This is a genomic window from Brucella sp. RRSP16 (assembly GCF_052246815.1).
Classification (GTDB): domain Bacteria; phylum Pseudomonadota; class Alphaproteobacteria; order Rhizobiales; family Rhizobiaceae; genus Brucella; species Brucella intermedia.
Genome location: NZ_JBQQAM010000017.1, coordinates 25358 through 45752 on the forward strand (window position 1 = coordinate 25358; position 20395 = coordinate 45752).

Genomic DNA, 20395 nt, shown 5'->3' on the forward strand with positions numbered 1-20395 from the left:
AATTCATGAAGGGGAAGACGACATCGACGATAGCCGCCTTGCTGATCGGCCTTGTCTTGTCTTTTCCCTCCCCCGTTTCGACTGAAAAGGTTGCGCGCATGGCCATTCCCGCCTCGCCTCCCACCTTTGCCGAGGTCAACGGCATCGAAATGTATTACCGGATCGTCGGCAAGGGATCGCCAATCCTGCTCATTCCCGGCGGTCTGTCCGACCAGCACGTGTGGGATGCCCAACTGCCGATTCTCGCGCGCCATCACATGGTGATCGTTGCGGACAGTCGCGGACAGGGGCGTTCCACCCGCACCAAAGATCCCATCACCTACGGGTTAATGGCCGACGATTATGTGGCGCTGCTCGACTTTCTCCGCATCGACAAGGTTGATCTGGTCGGCTGGAGCGATGGCGGCATTATCGGTCTCGATATCGCCATGCGTTATCCTGAACGGCTGAAAAGCCTGTTCGCGCAGGCGGCGAACGTGACGCCTGATGGCAATACCGGCTATGCCGAAGCGCGCGCAGAGGGAAAGCCGATACCGGAACTGCGCCACTATGAGAGCATCGACAGGGAAATCCATGCACTGTGGGCAAACGAGCCGAACTATACCGGCGAGGAGCTCTCGGACATTCGCGTGCGCACGGCGATTGTCATCGGCGACCATGATACGGCCATCTCGCGCGAACATACGGAATTCATCGCCAGCCAGATACCGGGCGCGCAACTGATTATCCTGCCCGATGCCGGACATGGGGTGCCGGTCGAAAATCCGCGCCTTTATGCGCATACGGTGCTGCGCTTCATTGACGGCAAGAACGCCGACCAAGTGAAGACCGCGAGCCGGAAAAGCTAAACCCGGTTCGGCAATACGCGGTCGGGCGGGCGATGTCCGTCGACAAAAGCCTTGATATTGATGATGACCTTGTCGCCCATGTCGATGCGGCCCTCCATGGTGGCCGAGCCCATATGCGGCAGCAGGACGACCTTGCCTTTTTCCGCAAGGGCCAGCAAACGCGGATTGACCGCAGGTTCGTTCTCGAACACATCCAGACCGGCGCCGGCCAGCTTGCCCTGCTCGATCAGGTCGATCAGCGCATTCTCGTCGATGATCTGGCCGCGGGCCGTGTTGACCATATAGGCGGTCGGCTGCATCAGCGCGATGCGACGTGCAGAGAGCAGATGGAAGGTGGCAGGCGTGGACGGGCAGTTGACCGAGATGATGTCCATCCGGGCCAGCATCTGGTCGAGACTATCCCAATAGGTCGCCTCCAGTTCCTCCTCCACCTGCGGATTGACGCGCTTGCGGTTGTGATAGTGAATGGAAAGCCCGAACGCCTTGGCGCGGCGGGCGACGGCCGTGCCGATGCGCCCCATGCCGACAATGCCGAGGCGCTTTCCCCAGATGCGCCGTCCCAGCATCCAGGTCGGCGACCAGCCCGGCCACTGCCCGTGGCGCTCACCGAGCACATTGGCGCCTTCCACCAGACGTCTTGGCACCGAGAGCAGAAGCGCCAGGGTCATGTCCGCGGTGTCCTCGGTGAGGACATTCGGCGTATTGGTGACGGTTATGCCCCGCTTTGCGGCAGCGGTGACGTCGATATTGTCCACGCCGTTGCCGAAATTCGCGATCAGCTTGAGATTGGGACCAGCCTGTTCGATTGCCGCGGCGTCGATGACATCCGTGATGCAGGGCACCAGAACGTCCGCCTCTTTCATCGCAGCGATGATTTCCGGCTGATTCATGCGGTGGTCGTCTATATTCAGACGCGCATCAAACAGTTCCCGCATCCGGGTTTCCACTGGGTCCGGCAATTTTCGCGTAAGAACGACCAGCGGCTTCTTCTTGTTCGACATCTCCACCCCATCGTTGAGCAAAGCCCTTGGAACGGCCTGTATTGTAACCAACCGACAGGGCGCGCTCCAAGAAATTTCCTGCACATTTCCAAGGGAAACCTACTCCCACATTTCCGGAAATGCGTTAACCGAAGCTTCATGTTGAGACCTCCTTAACCAAGGCGGTGCAATATGGGATATTGCTTCGGCTGAACATCTCTATCAAGGCGAAGCGGCAAAGACAAAGAAAAACCGGAAACTTCAGGCGCCTCCTGGAAAACCTGCAATGGCTTTCCGAAGACAGGCGTTAAAAATCAAACAACTTGGTCGGATATCGATCTGTAACGCACAGATGGATGCACGATCTGAAAACAGGACGGCACCGTCGCCTCGCAGCCCCCGTAAACTGCCGAAGCCGCTACCGTTCTGTCGTGACAGGACGGCGAGAGGTCGCAGTTTGTACAGAGTACTTTCGCAACGCTTCATGATGGCCACGCTTGGCTTTCTGGCATTTTTTCTCTTTCTGGCGCCGCTTGGCGCCTCCCAAAACCATGGCGCACAGGCTGCGGAGCCCGCCGGCACCTCCGTGGGCGCCAGCGGGCTCCCCGTACCGCGTTTCGTCAGCCTTAAACCGGCCCGCGTCAATCTGCGCGTCGGACCCGGGCGTGACTATGCGGTTTCATGGCTTTTCATGAAGGCTGGATTGCCGGTCGAGATCATCCAGGAATACGATAACTGGCGCCGTATCCGCGATGCGGACGGCACGGAAGGCTGGGTTTACCAGTCGCTGCTCTCCGGCAAGCGAACCGCCATCACCGCTCCGTGGCTCAAGAACAATCAGGGTTCGATGATCAATATGCGCCGCGATGCCAGCGAAACATCGGCGCTTGCCGCCGAGATCGAGCCGGGCGTGGTCGGGACCGTGCGCGAGTGCACCGGTCAATGGTGCCGCCTGGACATGGGCGGGGTCCGTGGCTGGATAAAGCAATCGGACCTGTGGGGCGTTTATCCTGGCGAGGTTTTCGACTGACCCCTCTCCTGCGGAACTGACCGAGTTGGACTTCGCGCGGCGGGGCCAAGATCGCCGCGCTTAACAACGCAAATGTCACCAGGCCGGGATCACCGACCCCTTGAACGTTGTTGCAATGAATTCCTTCACTTCCTCGCTGTGATAGGAGGAAATCAGGGTTTTCACCCAGTCGGCATCCTTGTCTGCGGTACGAACGACAAGGATATTGATGTAGGGCGCCTTCTCGCCTTCCCGCACCAGCGGATCGGTTGCCGGATTGAGGCCTGCTTCCATGGCATAGTTGGTGTTGATGACGGCGGCATCGACATCTTCCATCGAACGCGGAAGCTGCGCGGCATCGAGCTCAACGAATTTGAGGTTCTTCGGGTTCTCCACGATATCGAGAGCGCTGACCTTCAGTCCCTTGGACGCATCGAGCTTGATGATCCCGTTTTCGGCAAGCACGAGCAGAGCGCGTCCGCCATTGGTCGGATCATTGGGGATCGCAATCGTCGCGCCGTCGGCCAGCTCCGAAATATTCTTCAGTTTCTTCGAATACAGCCCCATCGGAAAGTTGACGGTTTCGGCAACGCTCACAATGTCGAAGCCGCGATCGGCGACCTGATTGTCGAGATAGGGCTTGTGCTGGAACGAATTGGCTTCCAGCGCGCCATCCGCAAGCGCCATGTTCGGAATGACGTAGTCAGAGAATTCCTGAATATCGAGTTCCAGGCCGTTCTTCCCGGCGACTTCCTTGACCTTTTCCATGATCTGGGCGTGCGGCCCCGGCGTGACCCCGATCTGGACGGTCTTTGCGAAGGCGCTGCCAGCGGTGAACACGGCAAGAATGGTTGCCGCGACAAGTAGTTTACGCATGATATCTCCTTGGTACAGGCCCGACTTTAACGTGGGAGGCGATTCAATCGGGACATCAGAATTTCTTCCCTTTTCAGCCCCATGCGCGCCAATAGGCAACAAAAAAAGCGGCCATGGCCGCTTTCTTTCATTCCCAATCGAAAAAAGACGCCGTTACTGGCCCTTGCGGCGCAGGCGAACGATGATGTCGACATTGACGATTTCCATGCCGTCCGGTGCGTCGGGCATATTGGCAACCGTAGGCTGGCCTTTGTCACCGTGTGGAATATCGAACACGACATTTTCCCCTTCGAGGAAGAAATGCTGGTGATCCGAGATATTCGTATCGAAATAGGTCTTCGAGCCCTCGACTGCGATAATGCGCAGCATACCGGCTTCCGTGAACTGGTGCAGCGTGTTGTAAACCGTTGCCAGCGACACCGGCACGTCGGCCATGACGGCCTCTTCGTGCAGGTCTTCCGCAGACAGATGGCGATCGCCCTGCGCGAAGATCAGGCTCGCAAGCGCAACGCGCTGGCGCGTCGGACGCAGGCCCGCGCGGCGGAGCTGCTCTTCGATCGAGACCGTCGAGTGGGTATGTGAAGACTGCATATTCACCGTTGGTACCGTCACAAGCTTGTTGCAAAATCATCAATCGTCAAACGGGCTGTTGCCCATTGCATACTGACATTGATATATGCCGTTGCGAAATAACTATCAATAGCCTTGGGAAATGCGCGGTTTTTCGGATAAACCCCGGATTAATCCAATGCATGATTTTACTGCCGGAAACAGTCTGTGGTAGGGATGTTCCGGTGAAACCTACAATCGGGCCGGATTGCCGGTCGATACAGAATGAACCTCAAGGGAGGCGTAATGGCAGAACAGAAATCAAGCTACGGGTATGAAGAACTCCTGGCCTGCGCGCGCGGCGAGATGTTCGGCCCCGGCAATGCTCAGCTTCCCCTGCCTCCGATGCTGATGGTCCATCGCATCACAGATATTTCCGAAACCGGCGGCGAGTTCGACAAGGGCTATATCCGCGCCGAATATGACGTGCGCCCCGACGACTGGTATTTCCCATGCCATTTCATGGGCAATCCGATCATGCCGGGCTGCCTCGGCCTCGACGGCATGTGGCAGCTGACCGGCTTCTTCCTCGGCTGGCTGGGCGAGCCGGGCCGCGGCATGGCCCTCTCCACCGGTGAAGTGAAGTTCAAGGGCATGGTGCGCCCGCATACCAAGCTTCTTGAATATGGCATTGATTTCAAGCGCGTCATGCGCGGCCGCCTCGTGCTCGGCACGGCTGACGGCTGGCTGAAAGCCGATGGCGAAACCATCTACCGGGCAACCGACCTGCGCGTCGGCCTGTCGAAGGACAGCGAGGGCCAGTAAGGCGCCCCAATCATCATCATTCACGAGCGCGACTGCAAAAAAGTGAACAGTTTTCATGCGGCCGCGCTCAAAACATGCGAAGATCGCACCTATGTAACCGCGAACAGGCGGCAGTCCGCATGACGGCACGTCGCTCACGGATCAGGTGTAAAGGAGAACGCGATGCGGCGTGTGGTCGTAACGGGTATGGGGATCGTATCCTCGATTGGTAACAACACCGAAGAAGTCACGGCTTCGCTGCGTGAAGCGAAGTCCGGTATCTCCCGCGCTGAGGAATATGCCGAACTCGGCTTCCGCTGCCAGGTGCACGGTGCCCCGAATATCGACGTCGAAGCGCTCGTCGACCGGCGCGCGATGCGCTTCCATGGCCGCGGCACGGCCTGGAACCACATTGCCATGGATCAGGCGATTGCCGATGCGGGGCTTTCCGACGAGGAAGTTTCCAACGACCGCACCGGCATCATCATGGGTTCCGGCGGCCCCTCGACGCGCACCATCGTCGATTCTGCCGACATCACCCGCGAAAAGGGCCCCAAGCGCGTCGGTCCGTTTGCCGTGCCGAAAGCCATGAGCTCGACGGCTTCGGCAACGCTTGCGACCTTCTTCAAGATCAAGGGCATCAACTACTCGATCTCCTCGGCCTGCGCGACGTCGAACCATTGCATTGGCAATGCGTTCGAGATGATCCAGTATGGCAAGCAGGACCGCATGTTCGCGGGCGGCTGCGAAGACCTCGACTGGACGCTTTCCGTCCTGTTCGACGCCATGGGCGCCATGTCTTCCAAATATAACGACACGCCGTCGACCGCATCGCGCGCCTATGACAAGAATCGCGACGGCTTCGTGATCGCAGGCGGCGCCGGTGTTCTGGTGCTGGAAGACCTGGAAACTGCTCTGGCTCGCGGCGCCAAGATCTATGGCGAAATCGTCGGTTATGGCGCAACATCCGACGGCTACGACATGGTCGCTCCGTCTGGTGAAGGCGCGATCCGCTGCATGAAGATGGCGCTTTCGACCGTCAAGACCAAGATCGACTATATTAACCCGCACGCAACCTCGACCCCTGCCGGCGACGCACCGGAAATCGAAGCGATCCGCCAGGTCTTTGGTTCGGGCGATGCATGCCCGCCAATTGCCGCAACCAAATCGCTGACCGGCCACTCGCTGGGTGCCACAGGCGTGCAGGAAGCGATCTATTCGCTCCTGATGATGCAGAACAATTTCATTTGCGAAAGCGCACATATCGAAGAACTGGACCCTGCCTTCGCGGACATGCCTATCGTTCGCAAGCGCATTGACAACGCTCAGCTCAACACCGTGCTCTCCAATTCCTTCGGATTTGGCGGCACCAATGCAACGCTGGTTTTCCAGCGTTACCAGGGCTGAGGGAGAGGGAAAATATGGAAGGTCTGATGAAAGGCAAACGCGGCCTCATCATGGGGGTCGCGAATAATCACTCACTCGCCTGGGGAATTTCAAAACAACTCGCAGCACAGGGTGCAGAACTCGCCTTCACCTATCAGGGCGATGCGCTGGGCAAGCGCGTGAAGCCGCTTGCCGAACAGGTCGGTTCGGATTTCGTGCTGCCTTGCGATGTTGAAGATATAGCATCGGTCGATGCGGTCTTTGCCGAAATCGAAAAGAAGTGGGGCAAGCTCGATTTCATCGTTCACGCCATCGGCTTTTCCGACAAGAACGAATTGAAGGGTCGCTACGCAGACGTCACCACGCGCGAAAACTTCAGCCGCACCATGGTGATTTCCGCCTACTCCTTCACGGAAATGGCACAACGCGCCGAAAAGCTCATGAAGGACGGCGGCTCGATCCTCACGCTGACCTACGGCGGATCGACCCGCACCATCCCGAACTACAACGTCATGGGCGTTGCCAAGGCGGCACTTGAAGCCATGGTTCGTTATCTTGCCGCCGATTACGGCCCGCAGGGCATCCGCGTCAACGCGATTTCGGCTGGCCCGGTGCGTACCCTGGCCGGTGCCGGTATCGGCGATGCACGCGCGATCTTCAGCTATCAGCGCCGTAACTCTCCGCTGCGCCGCACCGTCGATATCGATGATGTTGGCAAATCGGCAGTCTATCTGCTGTCCGATCTTTCGAGCGGCGTTACCGGCGAAATCCACTATGTGGATTCCGGCTACAACATCGTTTCCATGCCCACACTGGAAGAGCTGAAAAGCTCCGACGCCGAACGCGGCGAGTAAGCCCGTTTCACTCAATTAAAAAACCCGGCAGAAATGCCGGGTTTTTTGTTTTATTTCTTCGCATCGAAGATTTTAAAACCGTTTGCCTCCTCAAGAAGGGTCACATTCTTGAACAGCCCTTTGAGGGTCGTCTCATAAGGCAGTTGACGATTTGCGACCATCAGCAGACGCCCGCCGGTTTTCAACCGTGAAGCTGCCGCGGCAATGAATGCCTGTCCAAGCGACACATCCGTCACCCGCCCCTCGTGGAAAGGCGGGTTCATGACCACGGTGTCATAGATGCCCGTCAGTTTCTCGCTCGTCACATCGAACCAGTTGAAGCTGATCGGCACCGATGGGCCCAGCCGTTCCAGATTGCCGCGTGCGGCTTCCAGCGCCTCAAAATCAGCCTCATAAAGGTCTATTGCCTTGATGCGATCAGCATACTTCAGGCATTGCGCAGCCAGATAGCCCCAGCCAGCGCCCAGATCGGCGACATTGCCGAAAACGATCTTTTCCATATGCGGCACGAGCAAGGCCGAGCCCTTGTCGATGACGCCGTGCGAGAACATGCCGGGTTCGGTCTGGAACATGTCGTCGATATTGGCGGCAAGCGGCTTCAGCGCGGCGATGAAATCGTCGGTAAGGTCGGCAGGCCTCCTGAGCCAGAACACCACGGCATGGTTCTTCGACATGCGGTCGCTGATTTCGGCAATATTGCCCACCCATTTGCGAAAACTGTCGATGCCGAGCTTCTTGTCGCCCGATACGGCGATCCATCCGCCCGGCTCAACACGCGCCAGAAGCTCCGCAAACCACGCCTCGTTGCGTCCGCGATGTTTTCCGAGCAACAGTAGCCCACCGGCGAAACGGCGCTCCTCGTCCAATCTGGCGCCTAATCTGGGCGCTGCCTTGAAACCTTCCTTTTCCAAGGCCAGCCAGTCGGGGCGCCAGGGTTGCAGGAAAGTGAGCGCCTGTTTCCATTCATCTTCAAGGCGCCGATCCGCGGAAAGACCGCAGCCAAGAAAGGACTGGCCTTCCGCAGGGATATCCAGAATGCCCTGATCGAAGGGGAGAAAGAGAGTTTGTTGTGCCGGTGTAATCATGGGGATCATCCATGGTCTTGAAATGAATCCCATGCAACAAAAAAGCGCGCCTCGCGGCGCGCTTTCCGGTTTCGCGAAAGATGCGACGCTTATTCAGCGTCGGCTTCTTCCTTCTTCTTTTCCTGGGCAATTTCCTTGCCGGTTTCCTGATCGACAACCTTCATCGACAGGCGAACCTTGCCGCGCTCGTCAAAGCCCATGAGCTTGACCCAGACCTTCTGGCCTTCCTTGACCACATCGGTGGTCTTGGCAACGCGGTCGGAAGCCAGCTGCGAAATGTGAACCAGACCGTCGCGCGGGCCGAAGAAGTTCACGAAAGCGCCGAAGTCCGCGGTCTTGACGACCGTGCCTTCGTAGATTTCGCCGACTTCCGGTTCGGCAACGATCGAATGAATCCACTTCTTGGCGGCTTCGATTTCCTTGCCGTTCGACGAAGCGATCTTCACCGTGCCGTCGTCTTCGATGTTGATCTTGGCGCCGGTCTTTTCCACGATTTCGCGGATGACCTTGCCGCCAGAACCGATAACATCGCGGATCTTGTCGGTCGGGATGTTCATCACTTCGATGCGCGGAGCAAATTCGCCGAGTTCTTCACGCGAGGTCGACAGAGCCTTGGCCATTTCGCCGAGGATGTGAACGCGACCGCCCTTGGCCTGTTCCAGAGCGACCTTCATGATCTCTTCGGTGATACCGTCGATCTTGATGTCCATCTGGAGCGAGGTGATGCCGTTTTCCGTACCGGCAACCTTGAAGTCCATGTCGCCGAGGTGATCTTCATCACCCAGAATGTCGGACAGAACGGCGAAGCGTTCGCCTTCCTTGATCAGGCCCATGGCGATACCGGCAACCGGACGTGCAAGCGGAACGCCTGCATCCATGAGAGCCAGCGACGTGCCGCAAACGGTTGCCATCGAGGACGAGCCGTTCGATTCCGTGATCTCGGAAACGGCGCGGATCGTGTAAGGGAACTGTTCAGCGGAAGGCAGCATCGGATGGATTGCGCGCCAGGCAAGCTTGCCATGGCCGATTTCGCGACGGCCCGGCGAACCCATGCGGCCGGTTTCACCAACCGAGTAAGGCGGGAAGTTGTAGTGCAGCATGAAAGGCTGCTTGTAGGTGCCGGTCAGGGCGTCGATCATCTGTTCGTCTTCGCCGGTGCCGAGCGTGGCAACAACGATAGCCTGCGTTTCACCGCGGGTAAACAGGGCCGAACCGTGGGTGCGCGGCAGAAGGCCGACTTCCGATACAATCGGACGAACGGTCTTGAGATCGCGGCCATCGATGCGGCTGCCGGTGTCGAGAATGTTCCAGCGAACGATCTTGGCCTGCAAATGCTTGAAAATGGTCGCGAACTGTTCCGGCGACATTTCGGTTTCTTCCACGCCTTCGGGGAAGAAATGTTCCTTCGCCTTTGCCTTGGCGGCATCGACGGCGGCATAACGGGCCTGCTTTTCGGTGATCTTGTAAGCGTCGCGCAGATCGTTTTCGACAACGGCCAGCATCTTGGCTTCGAGAGCCGACAGGTCTTCCGGCTGGAAGTCGCGCGGTTCCTTGGCGGCAACTTCAGCGAGCTTGATGATCGCATCGATGACCGGCTGGAAGCCCTTCTGGCCGAAAACAACGGCGCCGAGCATGATTTCTTCGGAGAGTTCCTGTGCTTCGGATTCGACCATCAGCACGGCTTCCGACGTACCCGCGACGACCAGATCGAGCTTCGATTCCGGCATTTCGTCGATATTCGGGTTCAGGACATATTCGCCGTTGATGTAGCCGACGCGTGCGCCGCCAATCGGGCCCATGAAAGGCACGCCCGAAATGGTGAGCGCTGCGGAAGCGGCAACCATCGACAGAACGTCCGGATCGTTTTCCAGATCGTGCTGTACAACGGTGACGACAACCTGCGTGTCGTTCTTGTAGCCATCGACGAAGAGCGGACGGATCGGACGGTCGATCAGGCGCGAAACCAGCGTTTCGTTTTCGCTCGGACGGCCTTCACGCTTGAAGTAGCCACCAGGAATCTTGCCGGCGGCATAGGTCTTTTCCTGATAGTTGACGGTCAGCGGGAAGAAATCCTGCCCGGGCTTCGGCTCCTTGGCAGAAACGACAGTCGCCAGAACGACGGTTTCGCCATAGGTTGCGAGAACGGCGCCGTCAGCCTGACGGGCGATCTTGCCGGTTTCGAGCGTGAGCGGACGACCGCCCCATTCGATTTCTACTTTATGGGTATTGAACATATCTTGTCCTCATGTGGTGATGCCGCGCAAAAGCGCCTGAAGGCATCGCCTCGGTTGGCGGACGGGCCACGGGCAAGACAACGGGAAGTTCGTAAGTGTCAGAACATTCATTTCCGAATACGCTCTGACACGAACTGCCTGCAATCCTGCCCCATGACTGGTCCAGGTCATGAGCCTTGTGGGCTCTTCATAGGCATGACGGAATGCACCCGGTGCGTCGTTTCATGCCAGCGGGCGTTCGCCCGATAGAGCGGATGCGCTCACATATGTTCGCGCTTCAACTCAATCTGTTGTTTCCAGGCATGTCTTCGTCCCAAAACCGGTTCCCGCTCTTGGGAGACATGCTCACAGTCGCATTTGATCGGTTCGCGGCTATCCGCACGACCAAATGCCGATAAATCAAACGGGCGACGTTTTGAGGCGTCGCCCGATTTCAACCTTAGCGGCGCAGGCCGAGACGGCCGATCAGCGCCTGATAACGCGCTTCGTCAATGCCCTTGACATAGTCGAGAAGGCGACGACGCTGCGAAACCAGCTTCAGGAGGCCGCGACGCGAATGATTGTCATTCTTGTGGCCCTTGAAGTGTTCGGTGAGGTTGGCGATACGCTCGGAAAGAACGGCAACCTGTACTTCAGGAGAACCGGTGTCACCTTCCTTGGTGGCGTATTCCTTGATAAGTGCTTGCTTGCGCTCAGCAGTAATCGACATCGTAACACCCTTTCTAGATGAGAGGAAAACCAGACGCCCGGGCCGGGATGTCGTCCAGCGCGGGCCATTTACACGATCTGACATGCTGTTACGCATGATCGATGAGGGGCATATAGTGCAAAATTGGCAGGAATGCCAGTCTCAATTCAATTTGCCACCTCACCGCCATCATCCGACGAAACGTCAGCCGGTTGTGAAAACCCGCTTCGGCTTGAACTGTCCATGTTCGATATAGCCGATGGCGAGCAGTTTTCCGCGTGTGGTGACACAGGCTTCGTCTGCCTCCAGAGGTGCATCGCGTCCGCGCAGGATCACCGGATTGCCGAGACGCACGCGCTGTGCCTGATCGTCGGAAAGCGCCACCTGCGGCAGGCAGTCGAGTGCAGCACCCGTATCGATGACCAATGCGTCGATCGCCGAAAAATCCCGGCGCGGAGCCGGCTCCACGATATTGCCGTCCTCATCCTTCGGCGGGAGCGGCGGCCATGCCTGTTCCAGTTCTGCCAGCGTCACGGAATCCTCTTCCGTGAACGGAGCAACTTCGATGCGACGCAGCTCCGAAATATGACCGTAGCAGCCAAGGTCACGCCCCATGTCGCGCGCCAGCGAGCGCACATAGGTGCCCTTGGAGCATTCGACTTCGAACTCGGTGCGGTCTGCATCCGGAAGGCCGACGATTTCCAGACGGTCGATCTCGACTTCACGGGACGGGATTTCGACCGTTTCGCCTTCACGGGCGAGGTCGTAGGCGCGCTCGCCGTCGATCTTGATAGCCGAGAACTGCGGCGGAACCTGTGAAATGACGCCCGTATAATTGGGAAGCAGTGCTTCGATATCCGCGCGCGACGGGCGCTTGTCCGATGTCTTGGTCGGCTGGCCTTCCAGATCGTCCGTGGAACGCTCCTCGCCCCAGGTCACAGTAAAGCGGTAGATCTTGGTTCCATCCATGACATAAGGCACGGTCTTGGTCGCTTCGCCAAGCGCTATGGGCAGCATGCCGGAAGCAAGCGGATCGAGTGTACCGGCATGGCCGGCCTTTTCGGCATTGAACAGCCACTTGATCTTCGAGACCGCCTCGGTCGATCCCATCCCTTTCGGCTTGTCGAAAATAACCCAGCCGGATATCGGGCGACCTTTTTTCTTGCCCCGTCTTGCCATGCTTTACTCGTCTCCATTGCCGGAAGCCTTGTCTGCCTCCCGGTCTTCTTCATCGTGATGCCCAAGGTCGCGGGCGACTTCCGGCGAGCGGAGCAGCGCATCGATCTTGGAAAAATTGTCAAAGCTGGTATCGGCCCGGAAGCGGAATTCGGGCATGTACTTCATCTGGCTGAGGCTGGGCGCCATGCGTCCGCGAATGAACTTTGCATGTGCGGCGAGCGCCTTGATAACGGCCTGCGTATCGGCATCCCCGAGCGGGGTGATGAAGCAGGTCGCGATCTTGAGGTCGGGCGACATACGCACTTCCGAAACGGAAATCACGGTGCGGGCAATGAGATCGTCGCGGATTTCCCCGCGCTGCAGCACCTGCGCCAATGCGTGGCGCACCTGCTCGCCGACGCGGAGCTGGCGCTGGGAAAGGCCGCCCGAGCCTTTTGGATCTGGAGAACGTGCCATGGCTATAACCTCGATAAACAGCCGCCAATCGGCATCCAGCCGCGAAGGACTGTCCGACAACATGACTACAAATTGGCAGGCGTAATAATACGCAACTTACCACAATCCAGCCGGGAGTCAGACCCTCTGGACCGGATAATGAAAAGCCGGGCCGCCTTACGGCAGCCCGGCGAGACAGTAATCAGAGTGTGCGCGAAACGTGTTCGACGCGGAAGGCTTCGATGACGTCGCCTGCGCGAATGTCGTCGTAGTTCTCGAACGCCATGCCGCACTCCTGACCGGCCGGAACTTCCGACACTTCGTCCTTGAAGCGCTTGAGCGTCTTGAGCTTGCCCTCGTGGATAACCACGTTGTCGCGAATGAGGCGGACGCCTGCACCACGCTCGACCTTGCCTTCGGTGACACGGCAACCGGCAACCTTGCCGACCTTGGTAATGTTGAAGACTTCGAGAATCTCGGCATTGCCAAGGAAGGTTTCGCGGCGCTCCGGCGACAGAAGACCCGACATCGCTGCCTTAACGTCATCGATGAGATCATAGATGATGTTGTAGTAGCGGATTTCGATGCCCTGCTGATCGGCTGCGTCGCGTGCCTGCTTGTTGGCGCGGACGTTGAAGCCGATGATCGCGGCGTTGGAGGCTTCGGCCAGCGACACGTCGCTTTCCGTGATGCCGCCTGCGCCCGAATGGACGATGCGGGCGCGAACTTCGTCGGTGCCAAGCTTGTCCAGCGCATTGGTGATGGCTTCGATGGAACCCTGCACGTCACCCTTGATGACGAGCGGGAATTCCTTCGTGCCCGAAACCTGAAGCTGGTTCATCATCTGCTCGAGCGAACCGCGTGCACCGGACTGGCGAGCGACGGCCTTGTCGCGCGCCAGGCGCTGGCGGTACTCGGCGATTTCACGCGCCTTGGCTTCGTTGGCAACGACTGCGAAACGGTCACCCGCCTGCGGCGTACCCTGAAGGCCGAGGATTTCGACCGGCATTGCGGGACCGGCTTCCTTGACATGCTCGCCACGGTCATTGACCAGAGCGCGCACGCGACCCCATTCGCTGCCCGCGACCAGAATGTCACCGGGATGCAGCGTACCGGTCTGAACCAGAACGGTTGCAACCGAACCACGGCCACGATCAAGCTGGGCTTCGACGACGACGCCTTCAGCCGTACGCGTCGGATCGGACTTGAGGTCAAGAATTTCAGCCTGCAACAGAATTGCTTCAAGCAACTTGTCGAGGTTGATCTTGTTCTTCGCCGACACTTCCACGTCGAGCACTTCACCGCCCATCGATTCCACGAAGACTTCGTGCTGCAGCAGGGCAGTGCGAACCTTCTGCGGATCGGCAGCAGGCTTGTCGATCTTGTTGATCGCCACGATGATCGGGACACCAGCCGCCTTGGCATGGTTGATCGATTCAATCGTCTGCGGCATCACGCTGTCGTCAGCGGCAACCACCAGAATGGCAATGTCGGTCGCCTGCGCACCACGGGCACGCATCGCGGTGAATGCGGCGTGGCCCGGCGTATCGATGAAGGTGATCTTCTGGCCGTTCTGTTCGACCTGATAGGCACCGATATGCTGGGTGATGCCACCGGCTTCGCCGGACACGACATTGGCATGACGAATGGCGTCGAGCAGCGAGGTCTTGCCGTGATCGACGTGGCCCATGATGGTCACGACCGGAGGACGGGAAACCAGTGCGGCTTCGTTGTCGGCAACACCAAAGATGCCTTCTTCGACGTCCGATTCCGCAACGCGCTTGACGGTGTGGCCGAACTCTTCAGCGATCAGCTGCGCCATATCGGCGTCGATCACGTCGCCCGGCTTCATCATCTGGCCCTGCTTCATCAGGTACTTGATGATGTCAACGGAGCGCTCGGTCATACGCTGGGCGAGTTCCTGCAACGTGATGGTTTCAGGAATGGTCACTTCACGCGAAATCTTTTCGCGGGTTTCCTGCATCTGCGAACGCTTGAACTTTTCCTGGCGGCGGCGCATCGCCGAAAGCGAACGCGAACGGCCTTCCTCCTCAAGATTGCTCGTGAGAGTGAGCTTGCCACGACGGCGGTCATCTTCGCCCTTCACAACCTTCGGTGCACGCACTTCCGGCTTGGCGGGGGTGCCGCGACGGACTGCGCCGCGACGGTCATCGTCGTCATCCGACTGACCGGGTTTGCGAAGCTGGCTCTGCGGAAGCGGCTTGCCCGGAATGGGAGCAGCATCGACGAGACTCGGCGCCGGGCGCGGTCCGCCTTGCTGCGGACGGCCACCTTGCGGCGGGCGACTGCCCTGAGGACGACCGGCCTCACGCGGACGATTGCCCTGCGGCGCCGGGCGCACGTCATCGCGACGCTCGGTGCGGGCTTCGGGCTGCGGCATACGCTTGGCGGCTTCTTCCTCGGCCTTGCGGCGGGCATCAGCCTCGGCCTTGAGACGAGCTTCCTCTTCCGCCTGGCGACGGGCAGATTCTTCACGTTCCTTGGCGCGGCGTGCTTCTTCCTCGGCGCGACGCTTGGCTTCCTCGACAGCGCGGGCGCGTTCTTCGACTTCGCGTACCTGTGCTTCCTCGAGTGCGCGGCGACGCGCATCCATTTCTGAGCGCGACAGCGTGTTGAGAACCATGCCGGAGCGGTCGGACGGACGCGGGCGCTGTGCCTGCTGTCCACCGGGGCGCTGTTGCATAGGGCGCTGCTGCGCGACATGCGGCTTCGTTACCGAAGCAGCAGGTGCCGCCGGCTTGGGTGCCGGAGTTGCAGGTGCTGGCGCACGCACTGCCGGAGCGGGCTGTGCAGCCTGGGCAGGCTGCGCGGCCTGAGCCGGTGCAGGGGCTGCAGGCGCAGGAGCCGCCGGGGCAGGAGCAGCAGGCCGTGGGGCCGCCGCTTCGACTTCCGGCTTCTCGTCAGGCCGCGAGAATTTGCGCTTCTTCGTTTCAACGACGACAGCCTTCGTGCGGCCGTGGCTGAAATTCTGGCGCACGGTGCTCTGCTCGACGCCTGGCCGCTTCATGGTCAGCGTCTTCTTCGTATTAACGCTCAGCGTCTTGTCGTCGTTCGTTTTATCGCTCATTACGTTTCCGTTTCCTTCGCGGCTCCGGCCGCTCTACTCGAGCATTATCCAACGCGACCCGGTCATGTTGGATAAAGCTCCAGTCATCCGCTTCAACGTGCAATCCCATCCGGGGCCTGCCAAACCCCTCCAGAGCTGCACTCTACTCCGAGTCCGATGCGCTTTCACCGCGATAGCGATGCAATATAAGCGCCCGCTTTACGAACCCGGCTGCCGCCTTTCCTTCAAGTACGGCTGCATGTATCACATTTCCGCCCCCAAATGCCAAATCCATTTCTTCTCCCGTAAAAAGAGAGAAGGAAGGGATTTCGGGGCCATCCAGATGCACCACGGCACGGCGAGCCTGATCAAGCTTGCGTACGCCGTCGGCAGCGGCTTCCCTAGCGTGCAACACCATGGCGGCTGCCCCGGTACGGATCGCCTGATCCACCTTGGTCGAGCCCGACACCACAGCACCGGCCTTGCGGGCCAGAGCGAGACTGCCGAGAGCAGATTTCGTCAGCAGCTGGTCAACCAGCGCGCCAAGATCCGCCTGCGGCGTTACACCTTCTTTCAGCGCCCGCGCAAAAAGCTTGCGCTTGACCGCTTCATCCACCAGACGGCGCTCGGCCCTGACCCAGCATCCCCTGCCCGGCAGATTTCGTTTCAGATCCGGCACGACGGAACCATCGGGACCAGCCACGAACCGGATCAAATCATCGGCAGAACCGCTTTCGCGCGTGACGATACAGGTTCTGTCATTCATATCCTGCTCCACGCGTACTCCAGTCTTGCCACATCGCGGTCTGCCCGCACATCGGACCCAACGCGGGCGCTGTACCAGAGCGAAAGCCCCACCACAACCCGTTAGAGCGCCATGGGTCCTCATAAACGCACAAAGGACGCTCCAAACCGATGAATCCAAGCATCGCGCTTTCCGAAAATCCCAACCGATTTTTCGGGTGGATGCTCAGGACGGCCACCACCGCCCTCGAAAGCCGGACTGGCCGATCAATCCGGATGAACGACGGCCATTTTTCAGAACTCAATTGCGAGAGCCGCACAGCTTACGCCTGAAATGAACCAGACGTAAGAGCCACGCGGCCCCTCCTGTTCCAGCAGGCTTCTTAAGAAGCTGCTTCCTCTTCGCCAGCTTCGGCTTCTTCTTCCTGAGCCGATGCCAGTTCTTCTTCCGTGATCCATCCTGCCTTCAAACGCGCAGTCAGCACCATCTGTTCCGCATCGACGCGCGAAACGTCAAACGGGGAGAAGATGCCGCTATGGGCGACGGTTTCGCCGTCCTTGCGTTCACGCCAGCCGACCAGATCATCAACGGCATAACCGGCAAAGTCCTCGATCGTCTTCACGCCGTCTTCGCCGACAGCCACCAGCATCGCCGTGGTGATGCCCGGCAGTTCGCGCAGTTCATCCGCGACGCCCAGTTCCTTGCGGCGATTATCCTGTTCGCTTTCGATGCGATCCAGATATTCGCGGGCGCGTTCCTGGATTTCGCCAGCCGTATCGTCGTCGAAGCCATCGATGGAGGCGATTTCGCCCGGTTCGACATAGGCCAGTTCCTCGATCGAGGCAAAGCCCTCGGAAGCCAGAACCTGACCGACCATCTCGTCGACGTCGAGCGCTTCCATGAAGAGGGTCGAACGTTCGGCGAATTCCTTCTGGCGACGTTCGGATTCTTCGTCTTCCGTCAGGATGTCGATGTCCCAGCCGGTGAGCTGGGAAGCCAGACGCACGTTCTGACCACGACGACCGATTGCAAGTGATAGTTGGTCATTCGGGACGACAACTTCAATACGTTCGGCATCTTCATCGAGAACAACCTTGGCAACTTCAGCAGGCTGAAGCGCATTGACGATGAAGGAAGCCGCATCCGGCGACCACGGAATGATGTCGATCTTCTCGCCCTGCAGTTCGCCGACGACGGCCTGAACGCGGGAGCCGCGCATGCCGACGCAGGCGCCGACCGGATCGATGGAAGCGTCACGCGAGACGACCGCGATCTTGGCGCGGGAACCCGGATCACGGGCAACCGACTTGATTTCGATGATGCCGTCGTAGATTTCCGGCACTTCCATGGTGAAAAGCTTCGCCATGAAGGACGGATGGGTACGCGACAGGAAAATCTGCGGACCGCGCTGTTCGCGACGCACGTCGTAGACATAGGCGCGAATGCGGTCGCCGTAACGGAAAGCTTCACGCGGGATCAGTTCGTCACGACGCACGATGGCTTCGCCACGACCCAGATCAACGATCACATTGCCGTATTCGACGCGCTTCACAGTACCGTTGACGATTTCGCCGACACGGTCCTTGTATTCGTCATACTGGCGGTCACGCTCGGCTTCGCGCACTTTCTGCACGATGACCTGCTTTGCCGACTGCGCGGCGATACGGCCGAAATCCATCGGCGGAAGCTGGTCAGCGATGAAATCACCAATTTGTGCGTCCGGGTTGCGATCACGGGCGGTGAAGAGCGAAATCTGCGTCGCGTAATCCTCGACGTGTTCAACGACTTCGAGCAGGCGCTGCAGCTTGATCTCACCGGACTTCGCATTGATGTCCGCGCGAATGTTGCTTTCCTGGCCGTAACGCGAACGCGCCGCCTTCTGGATCGCATCGGCCATGGCCGCAAGAACGATCTCGCGGTCGATCGACTTCTCGCGTGCGACCGCATCGGCGATCTGCAGAAGCTCCAGCCTGTTAGCACTGACTGCCATTGGACTCTCCTTGGTGTCGCATCCGGCTCCTCAAGATGCCGGACGCCTGAAACTTATTCTTTATCTTCGGCTTCGTCCGATGCGGCTCCGTCGGACTGCCCGTCCGCTTCATCGCTACCGAGATCGTCACCCGGAATGCGGCCTTCGCGCAGGGCCTTGTCCTTGCGCAGCGCATCGCGGATCAGGTCATCGGTCAGAACGAGGCGCGCATCCGAGATCAGATCGAATGGAATGCGCACGACAGGTTCGCTGCCATAGGAAATCTGGTCGCTTTCGATCACGACGGATTCCGCATCGCCCAGAACGATACGGCCACGGAACTTCTTGCGGCCTTCATGAACGATGGATGTTTCCACCTTTGCAATGTGACCGGCCCAGTCGGCGAAGTCCGACTTGCGGACCAGAGGGCGGTCGATACCGGGAGAGGAAATCTCCAGATGGTATTTTCCATTGATCGGATCTTCCACGTCGAGAACCGGCGCAATGGTGCGGCTGACCAGCTCGCAATCGTCGACCGTCATCGTGCCGTCGGGGCGCTCGGCCATGATCTGCAAGGTCTGGCCGTTGAGGCCGGAAAGGCGCACACGCACAAGGCGGAAACCCAGCGTATTGAGCACCGGCTCCACAATGCCTGCTACTTTTGCATCGATGCCCGTTTCGCGAATGATACGCTCATCTGCGCCTGCGGCTTCAATTGCCTGTTCCTGTTCCGTCACTCGATAAACCTTTTTACAGAGCCGTAAGTAACAAAAAAGAGCGGGTCCGGGAGGGCCCACTCTTGTTCAAACGACCAAGAATTTGAAACCTATATACCAGCGGAAGCGGATTTTTTCAAGACCGCTTCTGCTGTTCGATTCATTCCGTTTACGCCCAGCCGCTTCAACGGCGGATAAAGGTCAGATAGGCGGCGCGGCGTCCCTCGCGAAAAGCCTTTGCTTCATAGCGCGTGCCCGGCCAGCCTTCATAGGCATCATTCCAGTCGGACGGGCCGTCCGCCTGCCAGTCGAATGCCGGGTGGCGGCGACAATGCTGGAGCGTCCAGTTGACGTAATGTTCGATATCCGAAGCAAAACGGAATTTCGCGCCGGGCTTCAACACGCGAGCGAAGCGGTCCAGATTGGCGTCGCTCACGAAACGGCGTTTCCAGTGGCGGCGCTTGTGCCACGGATCGGGATAGAAAAGATCAATGCCCGCCAGGGAAGCATCCGGCAGCCAGTCCAATACCGCCGTCGCATCCTCATCATAGAGGCGCAGGTTTTGCCGCGGCTCTGCATCCAGTGCCGCCAGCATCTTGGCCATGCCGTTGATGAACGGTTCGACGCCAATGAAGCCTGTCTGCGGATAGCGTCCGGTTTCGTGGTGCAAATGCTCACCGCCGCCGAAGCCAATCTCCAGACGCACGGCATCAACCTTTGCGTCAAAGAGCGTGCGCAAATCCTGCGGTGCCGGATTTTCGACATCGATCTTCAAGCGCGGCAGAAGATCCTCGAACAGGTTCTTCTGGTGGCTCCGCAAAGGCTTGCCGTGGCGGCGGCCGAAGAAATTTCCGGCACCGCGCAGAGGATGAGATTCTTCGGTCATACTTTATCCGTGGGCATCATATCTGGTGCTCTATCCATCTATTTTGACGCGCATCCGGTCCGAAAACTGTTTCACATTTTTCGGG

18 protein-coding genes are annotated in these 20395 nt (G+C 59.0%); 5 read left to right on the forward strand and 13 right to left on the reverse strand.

Going from position 1 to position 20395, the window contains the following annotated elements:
• The first annotated feature begins 5 nt into the window (after positions 1 to 5).
• Positions 6 to 848: an alpha/beta fold hydrolase gene (locus tag ACS5UA_RS20660; protein WP_006468169.1), complete on the forward strand. Its 843-nt coding sequence runs from the start codon at positions 6 to 8 to the stop codon at positions 846 to 848.
• Here ACS5UA_RS20660 and ACS5UA_RS20665 read toward each other — a convergent pair.
• Entirely contained in the window at positions 845 to 1849 is a 1005-nt protein-coding gene (locus ACS5UA_RS20665; RefSeq protein WP_006473087.1) for a 2-hydroxyacid dehydrogenase, read from the reverse strand. The two genes, ACS5UA_RS20660 and ACS5UA_RS20665, sit on opposite strands and share 4 nt — an antisense overlap.
• A 463-nt stretch (positions 1850 to 2312) precedes the next feature.
• On the opposite strand from ACS5UA_RS20665, the gene ACS5UA_RS20670 reads away from it, so the two are divergent.
• Positions 2313 to 2858 (forward strand): SH3 domain-containing protein, encoded by a 546-nt coding sequence (locus ACS5UA_RS20670; RefSeq protein WP_112672428.1) that lies wholly within the window; start codon positions 2313 to 2315, stop codon positions 2856 to 2858.
• A gap of 75 nt (positions 2859 to 2933) precedes the next feature.
• Here ACS5UA_RS20670 and ACS5UA_RS20675 read toward each other — a convergent pair whose 3' ends face one another.
• Positions 2934 to 3713, reverse strand: a complete 780-nt coding sequence (locus tag ACS5UA_RS20675; protein WP_112672426.1) for a MetQ/NlpA family ABC transporter substrate-binding protein — start codon at positions 3711 to 3713, stop codon at positions 2934 to 2936.
• Between the two features lie 153 nt (positions 3714 to 3866).
• Positions 3867 to 4304, reverse strand: coding sequence for an iron response transcriptional regulator IrrA (gene irrA, locus ACS5UA_RS20680; protein WP_112672424.1), 438 nt, complete (start codon positions 4302 to 4304; stop codon positions 3867 to 3869).
• 264 nt (positions 4305 to 4568) lie between these two features.
• On the opposite strand from irrA, the gene fabA reads away from it, so the two are divergent.
• The 3 genes from fabA (at position 4569) to fabI (ending at position 7306) form a co-directional block, all read left to right on the forward strand.
• Complete coding sequence (gene fabA / locus ACS5UA_RS20685) at positions 4569 to 5087, forward strand: 3-hydroxyacyl-[acyl-carrier-protein] dehydratase FabA (protein WP_006473091.1); 519 nt, start codon at positions 4569 to 4571, stop codon at positions 5085 to 5087.
• Between the two features lie 162 nt (positions 5088 to 5249).
• The gene (fabB, locus tag ACS5UA_RS20690; RefSeq protein WP_021587634.1) at positions 5250 to 6473 is read left to right on the forward strand and encodes a beta-ketoacyl-ACP synthase I; all 1224 of its coding nucleotides are present in this window, start codon (positions 5250 to 5252) and stop codon (positions 6471 to 6473) included.
• 14 nt (positions 6474 to 6487) lie between these two features.
• Entirely contained in the window at positions 6488 to 7306 is an 819-nt protein-coding gene (gene fabI, locus ACS5UA_RS20695; RefSeq protein ID WP_006468162.1) for an enoyl-ACP reductase FabI, read from the forward strand.
• 50 nt (positions 7307 to 7356) lie between these two features.
• On the opposite strand, the gene ACS5UA_RS20700 is transcribed toward fabI, so the two are convergent.
• From ACS5UA_RS20700 to trmB, 10 genes are all read right to left on the reverse strand, one after another.
• Complete coding sequence (locus ACS5UA_RS20700; protein WP_112672422.1) at positions 7357 to 8391, reverse strand: class I SAM-dependent methyltransferase; 1035 nt, start codon at positions 8389 to 8391, stop codon at positions 7357 to 7359.
• Positions 8392 to 8480: 89 nt separating this feature from the next.
• Positions 8481 to 10625: a polyribonucleotide nucleotidyltransferase gene (gene pnp / locus ACS5UA_RS20705; protein WP_021587631.1), complete on the reverse strand. Its 2145-nt coding sequence runs from the start codon at positions 10623 to 10625 to the stop codon at positions 8481 to 8483.
• A 439-nt stretch (positions 10626 to 11064) separates the two neighbouring features.
• Entirely contained in the window at positions 11065 to 11334 is a 270-nt protein-coding gene (rpsO, locus tag ACS5UA_RS20710; protein ID WP_006473093.1) for a 30S ribosomal protein S15, read from the reverse strand.
• A gap of 183 nt (positions 11335 to 11517) precedes the next feature.
• On the reverse strand, positions 11518 to 12492 hold the full coding sequence (gene truB, locus ACS5UA_RS20715) for a tRNA pseudouridine(55) synthase TruB (protein WP_112672420.1): 975 nt from the start codon (positions 12490 to 12492) through the stop codon (positions 11518 to 11520).
• Between the two features lie 3 nt (positions 12493 to 12495).
• Complete coding sequence (gene rbfA / locus ACS5UA_RS20720) at positions 12496 to 12948, reverse strand: 30S ribosome-binding factor RbfA (protein ID WP_112672534.1); 453 nt, start codon at positions 12946 to 12948, stop codon at positions 12496 to 12498.
• Between the two features lie 181 nt (positions 12949 to 13129).
• Positions 13130 to 16015, reverse strand: a complete 2886-nt coding sequence (gene infB / locus ACS5UA_RS20725) for a translation initiation factor IF-2 (RefSeq protein ID WP_112672418.1) — start codon at positions 16013 to 16015, stop codon at positions 13130 to 13132.
• A gap of 142 nt (positions 16016 to 16157) precedes the next feature.
• On the reverse strand, positions 16158 to 16772 hold the full coding sequence (locus ACS5UA_RS20730) for an RNA-binding protein (protein ID WP_323055005.1): 615 nt from the start codon (positions 16770 to 16772) through the stop codon (positions 16158 to 16160).
• A 349-nt stretch (positions 16773 to 17121) separates the two neighbouring features.
• A complete protein-coding gene (gene nusA / locus ACS5UA_RS20735; protein WP_006468151.1) occupies positions 17122 to 18729 on the reverse strand; it encodes a transcription termination factor NusA in 1608 nt (535 codons plus the stop codon).
• Positions 18730 to 18782: 53 nt separating this feature from the next.
• Positions 18783 to 19445 carry a ribosome maturation factor RimP gene (rimP, locus tag ACS5UA_RS20740; RefSeq protein WP_112672412.1) on the reverse strand — a complete coding sequence of 221 codons (663 nt, stop codon included), beginning with the start codon at positions 19443 to 19445 and terminating at the stop codon, positions 18783 to 18785.
• Between the two features lie 163 nt (positions 19446 to 19608).
• Positions 19609 to 20310 (reverse strand): tRNA (guanine(46)-N(7))-methyltransferase TrmB, encoded by a 702-nt coding sequence (gene trmB, locus ACS5UA_RS20745; RefSeq protein WP_112672410.1) that lies wholly within the window; start codon positions 20308 to 20310, stop codon positions 19609 to 19611.
• Positions 20311 to 20395: the final 85 nt, after the last annotated feature.

Coding starts and splice junctions, on each gene's coding strand:
- ACS5UA_RS20665 (WP_006473087.1), bottom strand. CDS start 1,849: ATGTCGAACAAGAAGAAGCCGCTGGTCGTTCTTACGCGAAAATTGCCG.
- ACS5UA_RS20700 (WP_112672422.1), bottom strand. CDS start 8,391: ATGATTACACCGGCACAACAAACTCTCTTTCTCCCCTTCGATCAGGGC.
- fabB (WP_021587634.1), top strand. CDS start 5,250: ATGCGGCGTGTGGTCGTAACGGGTATGGGGATCGTATCCTCGATTGGT.
- irrA (WP_112672424.1), bottom strand. CDS start 4,304: ATGCAGTCTTCACATACCCACTCGACGGTCTCGATCGAAGAGCAGCTC.
- rbfA (WP_112672534.1), bottom strand. CDS start 12,948: ATGGCACGTTCTCCAGATCCAAAAGGCTCGGGCGGCCTTTCCCAGCGC.
- fabI (WP_006468162.1), top strand. CDS start 6,488: ATGGAAGGTCTGATGAAAGGCAAACGCGGCCTCATCATGGGGGTCGCG.
- trmB (WP_112672410.1), bottom strand. CDS start 20,310: ATGACCGAAGAATCTCATCCTCTGCGCGGTGCCGGAAATTTCTTCGGC.
- rpsO (WP_006473093.1), bottom strand. CDS start 11,334: ATGTCGATTACTGCTGAGCGCAAGCAAGCACTTATCAAGGAATACGCC.
- ACS5UA_RS20660 (WP_006468169.1), top strand. CDS start 6: ATGAAGGGGAAGACGACATCGACGATAGCCGCCTTGCTGATCGGCCTT.
- fabA (WP_006473091.1), top strand. CDS start 4,569: ATGGCAGAACAGAAATCAAGCTACGGGTATGAAGAACTCCTGGCCTGC.
- nusA (WP_006468151.1), bottom strand. CDS start 18,729: ATGGCAGTCAGTGCTAACAGGCTGGAGCTTCTGCAGATCGCCGATGCG.
- truB (WP_112672420.1), bottom strand. CDS start 12,492: ATGGCAAGACGGGGCAAGAAAAAAGGTCGCCCGATATCCGGCTGGGTT.
- pnp (WP_021587631.1), bottom strand. CDS start 10,625: ATGTTCAATACCCATAAAGTAGAAATCGAATGGGGCGGTCGTCCGCTC.
- ACS5UA_RS20675 (WP_112672426.1), bottom strand. CDS start 3,713: ATGCGTAAACTACTTGTCGCGGCAACCATTCTTGCCGTGTTCACCGCT.
- infB (WP_112672418.1), bottom strand. CDS start 16,015: ATGAGCGATAAAACGAACGACGACAAGACGCTGAGCGTTAATACGAAG.
- ACS5UA_RS20670 (WP_112672428.1), top strand. CDS start 2,313: ATGATGGCCACGCTTGGCTTTCTGGCATTTTTTCTCTTTCTGGCGCCG.